This window comes from Nonomuraea diastatica (assembly GCF_004349015.1).
GTDB classification, from domain to species: domain Bacteria; phylum Actinomycetota; class Actinomycetes; order Streptosporangiales; family Streptosporangiaceae; genus Nonomuraea; species Nonomuraea diastatica.
On the sequence record NZ_SMKP01000435.1, the window covers coordinates 1 to 1,030 of the forward strand.

General features: G+C 72.0%; 1 protein-coding gene. It reads left to right on the forward strand.

Annotation, left to right across the window (positions count from 1 at the left end; genetic code table 11):
* Nucleotides 1–400: 400 nt before the first annotated feature.
* A partial coding sequence (locus E1294_RS52050; protein ID WP_425465294.1) for a DUF7158 domain-containing protein occupies nt 401–1,030 on the forward strand: 630 nt, incomplete at its 3' end.

The following is a 1,030-nucleotide window of genomic DNA, read 5'->3' on the forward strand; positions in this document are numbered from 1 at the left end:
CTCCCTGCCGGGCCGAGCGACTCCCCCGGAAACCCCCCTGCCGGACGAAGCGGCTCGCCGGCAAATCCCTCCCGCCGGAACGGAGACGGCCTCGGCGGCGGACCCTCTGACGGACCCCGGGACGAACCCTCTGACGGAGGACCCTGTGGCGGGCCCTCTGACGGAGGACCTTCTGACGGACCCTGCGACGGGCTCTCTGACGGGACCTGGGGCGGGCCCGACGACACATCAGGAGACGGCCCCAGCAGCAGGCCAGGGGATGGGCCAGGCACCCGACTCGACACCGGATCCACAGGCAGCTCGCACGGCAGGCTCGGCGGCAGGTCAGGATCGGGCGCAGCCATCCGGCTCGACCACAGGTCCGGGTGCACAGCACGAGGCGCACTTCGGCCAGCGGGAGGTGATCGGCTGGGTGGACGGCCGCCCGATCTCCCGCAAGCTCCTCGACGAGCGCCTCACCGCCCTGCGAGAGGGCCCGCTCAGCGCGGCGCTTCCGGTGCCGGGCACCTCCGAGGACCGCCAGCTCGCCAGGTGGCTCACCCAGGTCATCCTCACCGAGGCACTGTGCGAGAGCACGGCCACCGGTCTCGGCCTGCGCCCGCAGGAGAAACCGCCACTGGATCGGTTGGCCGCCGTCGAACTGGGCTCGATCAACGCCGCCGCATACAACGGCAGCCCGTGGGTGCGCGCCATGTTCGACCACATCACAGCCGATGTCACCACCCCGTCGGAATGGCGGCGCAGACCGTCTCCCGACCCCGCTTTCCCGGCGCGGCACCTCGTACGCCATCGTCTGTTCAGTGATCGCGAGCGGGCGTGCGAAGCCTCGCCCGCCGATCTCGAACCTCTCGGGCCGATCACGCTCGACTCGCTACCGGCCGCCATCGCCGAAGCCCTCCAGACCCACCCGCACACCACGCTCGTCGGCCCGATCGAAGACGGCCTCGGCTGGCATGTCGCCATCGCGACCCCCGTCACGACCCCGAGCCTGCCCGCCCATTCGGCCTCGACTCCGGCCCCGGCCCCACCT